This is a genomic window from Microcoleus sp. D3_18a_C4, assembly GCF_036702415.1.
In the GTDB taxonomy this organism is placed as follows: Bacteria; Cyanobacteriota; Cyanobacteriia; order Cyanobacteriales; family Microcoleaceae; genus Microcoleus.
Genome location: NZ_JAUBTI010000181.1, coordinates 1 through 6,708 on the forward strand (window position 1 = coordinate 1; position 6,708 = coordinate 6,708).

Annotated in this window: 2 protein-coding genes; one reads left to right on the forward strand and one right to left on the reverse strand. The window is 44.4% G+C overall.

Annotated elements, in window-relative coordinates:
- Positions 1–96 precede the first annotated feature (96 nt).
- Positions 97–5,721 (reverse strand): protein kinase domain-containing protein, encoded by a 5,625-nt coding sequence (locus QUB16_RS32560; RefSeq protein WP_333322476.1) that lies wholly within the window; start codon positions 5,719–5,721, stop codon positions 97–99.
- A 437-nt stretch (positions 5,722–6,158) separates the two neighbouring features.
- Between QUB16_RS32560 and QUB16_RS32565 the strand changes: the two genes are divergently transcribed.
- Complete coding sequence (locus QUB16_RS32565) at positions 6,159–6,485, forward strand: hypothetical protein (RefSeq protein ID WP_333322478.1); 327 nt, start codon at positions 6,159–6,161, stop codon at positions 6,483–6,485.
- The last annotated feature ends 223 nt before the right edge of the window (positions 6,486–6,708 follow it).

Genomic DNA, 6,708 nt, shown 5'->3' on the forward strand with positions numbered 1-6,708 from the left:
TTAAAAAAGAATGCAACAGTATTCTTGTTCCCCCCGCAATGCAGCGGGGGGGCTAGGGGGGGTCGAAGAGTGTTGCACGATTTTAGAGAAATCATATTACTTCTGTTTGATTACTACCAAAGTAATGTCATCAAATACTTTTTGCTCCCCGATATATCGCCGCACGTCGTCAATAACAGCTTGCTTGATTTCTGTTGCTGACCTTTCCCTGTTAAGGACAACAACTTCAATCAATGGCTCGATACCGTATTGATTTTTATTCATATCAAAAGCTTCGGTAATTCCATCTGTGTAGAGTACGACAACATCCCCCGAATTCAACTGTATTTCAGTAGAAGCAATGAAATCGGCAATATCTGCTTCCAAGGCGATGGGAAAACCTAACTCTATGGTATCAATCCGCTCTACTTCGCCGCTGTCACGCACGACAATCACTTCTTCGTGCTGTCCGCTCAAACGCAGGATGTTGTCCCCCCGATATTCCAGCAAAGAAAGGCTCATATTTTTACCGGAATCCATGCGCTCTACGTTGTCAAAAAGCGTTTGGTTGACTGTCTGCAATAATTTAACGGGGTCGGTTTCATTGTGGATCACCAAAGCGCGAATTGCTGTTTGCGCCATAATCATTAACACGCCACTTTCTAAACCGTGTCCTGTCACGTCGCCGATGCCAATTGTGGCTTTACCGCCGTGATTTAGTACGTCGTAGTAGTCACCGCCAACTTCATCAGCCGGTTCCATGAATCCAGCTATTTCTAGCCCTGCAATTGACTCTAATTCCTGCTGTTTAGGCAAAATCATTTGTTGCAGGCGGCGGGTTACGTCTAGTTCGGCACTCATGCGAAGATTTTCTACTTTTAGCCGTTCGTTCAAAATCAATATTTCTGTATTAGCTTGGGCTAATTGTGCAGTTCGTTCTTCTACTTTGTGCTCTAAGGTTTGATAAAGTTGGGCATTTTCTAAGGCGATAGATGCCTGTGCCGATAGGAGTTTTAAAACTTCTATTCGCGCTGAGGTAAAAGCCTTTTCTACTAGGTTGTTTTCTAAGTAAACTACGCCCATGAAGCGACCTTGATTGATGATGGGAGTACAGAGTATGGATTTGGTTTGATGGGCAACAATATAGGGGTCGGCGGCAAACATTGCCTCGGTGGTAGCATTGTTTAAGACGGCAGGTTTTTGGGTTCTTTCTACATAGTTGATGACGCTCATGGGGAGGATTTCGGGGAGGGGCAGATGGGGAATGAGTGATACGGTAATGTTGTCGCCTTCGACTTGTCCGACGGCTTCTATGGTGAATGTGTTTGAGTGTTTGAGTAGCAAATATCCGGTTTGTGCGCCGGCATTTTCTATGGCGATTTTGATTAGTTTTGCTAGCAATTCACTGAGGACTATTTCACTGGAGATGGCTTGGGCGGCTTTGAAGACGGAGGCTAGGTCAAATCCTTCGGAATTGCTACTACTGGTGATGATGGTGGCTAAGGTGAGGCTGGTTTCTGCGGGTTTTTGAGCGTTGATTTTGGCGAAGAATTGCGGATATCGGGTTTCTAAGTCTTTGACTTTGGCTTTGGCTCCCCAGCGGATGTAGCAGTAGTATGCTTCTAGTAGGAAGAAGCGGGCCATGTTTTCTTGGCCGCGAGTTAGGTGAAATTCGCCGGTGAGTTCGTTGGCGAGGGCTTCTTCTTGGATGTATTGCTGTTCTCTAGCCCCGGTGATGGCCGCATCGTAGAGGGTGATGGCTGCGGGGTAGTCTCCTAAAATTCTCGCTTTTTCTGCTTCTACTAACTCGTATTTGTGTTGGTAGTTGGCGGGGCAATTGTTGGCCCAATGTCTCATTGTTTGTTGATGGGTGGCTACTTGTTGGAGATATTCTCTCTGTTCGGTTTCGCTGACGTGGGGATATTGAGCGAGGAGGCTGAGGGAGTAGTAAAAGTTGAGTTTTGCTGTCACTATCATCCCACCAACAGGTGTTTTATATTTATCTGCTTGTCGAGCATTTTCAACCGCTGCTTCTCGTTCTTTAAATAGATATGAAAGGAAGGTTTTAAAGGTGTATATAAAAAATAAGTTAAAATAGTTATTTATTTCTACGGCAGCTTTAATAGATTCTTTTTCATTATATTCATCACCCGTTAACTCAGTTGGCCGGTTTGATAGACCAAGTAAACTTAAGTAAACTTGTCGATACATCTTAATAGCTTCAATTGAAAAATATTGCTTGAATTTTACAATTAAATAGCCATAGTTTCGACTGTTAAATTCAACGGAATCTAAGTCATTACCTGTAAAAAAGTTATGAAGATTATTTGATAGCATTGCATAGCAGGCATACTCTAAATTTCCGGTTTCCAACCCACTATTAACAGCATCTTGCAAAGGTTCTATTGTTTCCCTAACATGGTCTTTCCAGTGTCCAATAAATGAGTTAAAGTAATGTAAGACAAACGCTTTAATACTTTTAACATTAAATTTATCTAATAATTTCAAAGATAGTTGACCAAATCTATATCCTGAATCAATATCCCCACCCACAGTCAAAAAGACACCATAATTGACGTATATGCCAGCAGCTAAGGGAGGATTACCGTAAGTTAAGCAGATATCCACCATTGCAAATAAAAGCCGAGATAGTAAGGCAGGATTCGTAATATAAGCAGCAGAAGTAACAGTTAAAAGAATCCGAATTGCGGCAAACTGATAAGGATCGGTCATTTCGGGAAGGTCGCATAAATCCTCAATTTGTTTATTTTCTTCGGTCATTTTTCTTGAAATTACCTGAATCAAAATTCCGGGATTTTCTGACATTTTCGACAGCGAAATACCTAATTTTTCCAGCACTTCTAGCCCTGTATCTATTGCTTCTGATAGCCTGTATTGAGAAATATAAGACTGAATTTTTACCTCGTAAACTTTCACTCTGTCTAAAAGCGTTTTCGCCTCTTGCAGCACAACTTCTAAAAGCTGTTCCGCCCGTGCAAAATTACCGTTTAAATATTCAGATTCTACGGTTTCCACATAGATAGGCAGCGTTAAGTAATAATCACTCTGCCAACTATCGGCAGCCAGCAGTCCCAAACTGATATTAAAATAATTAACCGCCGCTTCAAAGGCTGCGGAAGCTTTAGCTTTTTGACCGGCAATCAAGTTAAGTTCTGCTAACAGGTTTTTATCTGACTGTGCGGCTAGTAGGGGTGATGCCTCTGTGGTTGCCTCTATACCAAAATTCAATTGATTAACTAGGGCAAAAATATTGTTTTTGCGTTCTTCGGCTGTGGTATTTTGCAGCAGCAGTTGACCAATTTGGAAGTGAGTTGATTTTTTCTCGGTTTCGGGAATCAGAGAATAGGCAGATTGCTGCACTCTGTCGTGCAAGAATTTGTAATCTACTTTCACATCTTGCAGCCGCACTGATTCAGATTCTGAATCGACAAATACCAAGGGAATTTTGTAGGCTTCCGACAGGGGTAAAATCAAACCCGCCTGAAGCGCTGGCCACAACTGCGCCCCCGTTACTAATTCTGATGCTTCGTTGACAATGGCTAAAACATCTAAGTTGAAAGTGTTGCCAATACAAGCGGCAAGTTTTAACGCTTTTTGAGTAGCCTCTGGCAGTTTTTGAATGTTTCTAGCAATCAGTTCGACAACGTTTAAATCGGTAATGCCAATGGCTTGGATTGCCTCGATATCCCATTGCCATTTATCGCTGCTGGCTTCGTAATTCAGCAGGTTTTCCAAGGCGAGGGTTTTCAGCAGTTGGGTTAAAAAGAAAGGGTTGCCTTGGGTTTTGCTAAACAGGAGTTGGGAAAAGGATTGAATGCGTCTTGTGGCTGCGGATTCATTGAGAGTATCGGCAATCAGTTGGCTAACATGATTTAGCGCTAAAGGTTGGACGGTGATGTTGTTGAGATTCGCCCCCGATGCGCGGATTTTTTCTAAGGTTTGAATTAAAGGGTGAGTGGGGTTGACTTCGTTATCGCGATATGCTCCAATAATTAACAAATATTGGCTGTCGGAGTCACTCATCAGCAGTTGCATCAGTTTCAGGGAGGCTGCATCTGCCCACTGCAAGTCATCTAAAAACAGCACAACGGGGTGTTGGGGCTGACAAAAGACTTTGAGGAATTGTTGAAAAACTCGATTGAAGCGGTTTTGTGATTCTGTTGGCCCTAATTGTGGCACTTCTGCCTGGGGCCCGATAATAAATTCTACTTCGGGGATGACATCAATAATGACTTGGGCGTTGGGGGTGAGGGCATCTAAGAGTTGATGTTTCCAACTGGCAATTTGTCCGGCATTTTCGGTGAGTAATTGATTGATTAAGGCTTGAAAAGCTGTGATGATGGCTGAGTAGGGAATGTTGCGGTTAAATTGGTCGAATTTGCCGGAAATGAAATAACCCCGCTGGCGAACAATGGGTTTGTGAACTTCGTTGACGATGGCGGTTTTGCCAATGCCGGAATAGCCGGATACTAGGATCATTTCGCTGCTGGAAGGGGAAGGGGAAGGGGAAGGGGAAGGGGTAAGAGTGGATTCCTCGGTTTGAACCCCCCCGGCCCCCCTTGGTAAGGGGGGGGTAAGAGTGGATTCCTCTTCTTCTAAAGCCCCCTTATTAAGGGGGTTGGGGGATCGTAGTGTTGGGGTAAGAGTGGGGGATTCTGGTTCTGAAGCATAGCTTTGATCCCCCCCAGCCCCCCTTAAGAAGGGGGGGGTAAGAGTGGATTCCTCTTCTTCTAAAGCCCCCTTACTAAGGGGGTTGGGGGTTATAGAGGATAGGCTAATTCTTTCAAAGGCGGCTAATAATTCTATTACTTCCTGTTCGCGGCCGTAAAGTTTTTGTGGGATCAGGAGTTGGCTACCTTTGTCGCGGGTGGCTATGGCAAAAGGTGCTATTGTTCCTGTAGCAAGCAACTGATTTAAACAAGTTTCTAAGTCAAATTTTAATCCCGCTGCGCTCTGATATCTCTCTTCGGCATTTTTCGCTAAGAGTTTCATTACGATATCAGAAATAGTTTGAGGAATTTCTCTAATTTCACAAATAGGTAAAGGCTGTTTAGCTAAGTGACAATGTATTAATTCCATCGGATCGACCGTGGCAAAAGGTAACTGACCCGCGAGCATTTCGTATAAAGTCACTCCTAAAGAATAATAGTCGCTGCGGTAATCTACCGAACGGTTCATTCGCCCCGTTTGTTCTGGGGAGAGATAGGCGAGAGTACCAGCCAGTTCCGAGGGGTTGCTCACAGATTGATTTTCTTGTTGCAGGCGGGAGGAAATGCTAAAGTCAGTGAGTTTGACTTCGCCTGTGGTAGAGTTAATAATGATATTGCCCGGTTTAATATCTTTGTGAATAATCGAATGGCGGTGCAAATAATCTAAGGCATCTATTAAGGCAATGGCAATTCTCAGAACTTCTGTTAAAGGGAAGGTTTGGTTAGTAAGTAACTGGTCGAGAGAGGAGCCGCCAAAATCTTCTAAGATTAGGGCAAAGTTATTGCGAGAGTTTTCTAGGCTGTAGACTTTGGTGATACTAGAACTGTCTAGGGGTTGGGCAATTTTGTATTCATTTCTGAGGCGGGTAACTTCTTCCAGAGTGGGATACTCGGATTTGAGAAGTTTGACGATAACGGGTTGCTGGTCTGCTTCGCGGTAGCCTCGATAAACCAAACTTTTTACGCCGCTGTGAAGTTCTTGTACAATGCGATATCCGTTAAGTCCGAGCATAGTCCCTGCGCTGGTTGGTATTGTGCTTGTTAGTGATATTAGCCTATCGGGAGTGAAAACCACTGTATCATCAAGAAAATCCGTAAAGATTCATATTTTGCACGACGATAGAAAAGCTGTAGGGGCGGGTTCACCAACAATATTTGGTGAAAATCAACCATCTGATAAACCCGCCCCGGCCGGAATATTATGATGGTCAATTCATCGGATAGGATATGACATGAAGCGATCGGGAGATTTGTCGTTGGGTGGGGGCGGGTTTATGAGATAATCGATCTTAACAAAATATTGTTGGTGAACCCGCCCCTACAACATTTAACATAATACAATCAGCCCGGCCGCCGTCAATAGTTGCCGATCTAGACTGTAGAAAACTCATCTGTTATAGAATAACAGCAAAATCTATATTTCCCACCAAAGGGAACCCGGAGAAAATTATGGCATTTCCGCAGGATTGGAAAAGCGCTGAAGCCGCAATATCTCGGTTCATTGCTCAGTCATGGTTAGAGCCTGAACTGTACAACAACTTGCTCACACGGCCCACCGCTACCCTCCGGGAGGCTGGATTAATTGAAGACTTCGTAGAAGTCCGCATCAATCAGAGTCCCGATGCCGTTCCCCTCCTTCAAGGTACTTCAGGGGAGACGGTGATTTATGTCCTACCCCTGCCTCCCAAACCCGATGATCTGACAGATCCACAGATTAGCACTTGGCTGGAGCAGCGGGCAGAGATAGCCCCTGGTTCGGCTCCTAAGTGTAGCTAAAGTCCCTTTAGCTTGCCGGAGGCCGAAACCCGTAGCTTGCCAGTTTGTCGGCCCCGCTTGGCTCTAGTCACAGCGGGGCCCCTTGAGGAGAGTTGACTTTTCCGGGGTTGCCAAAACAATATTTGTTAATAATTATCAAATATCTCGGCGAACCCGCCCCTTGTATCTTAAAGGAGTCAGTAGATCGCCACGTCATGGATTCGATCGAGCCGACTTTCAGGCG

Bases quoted from the DNA above. Each gene is read 5' to 3' on its own strand.
- QUB16_RS32560 (WP_333322476.1), bottom strand. From the start codon at position 5,721: ATGCTCGGACTTAACGGATATCGCATTGTACAAGAACTTCACAGCGGC.
- QUB16_RS32565 (WP_333322478.1), top strand. From the start codon at position 6,159: ATGGCATTTCCGCAGGATTGGAAAAGCGCTGAAGCCGCAATATCTCGG.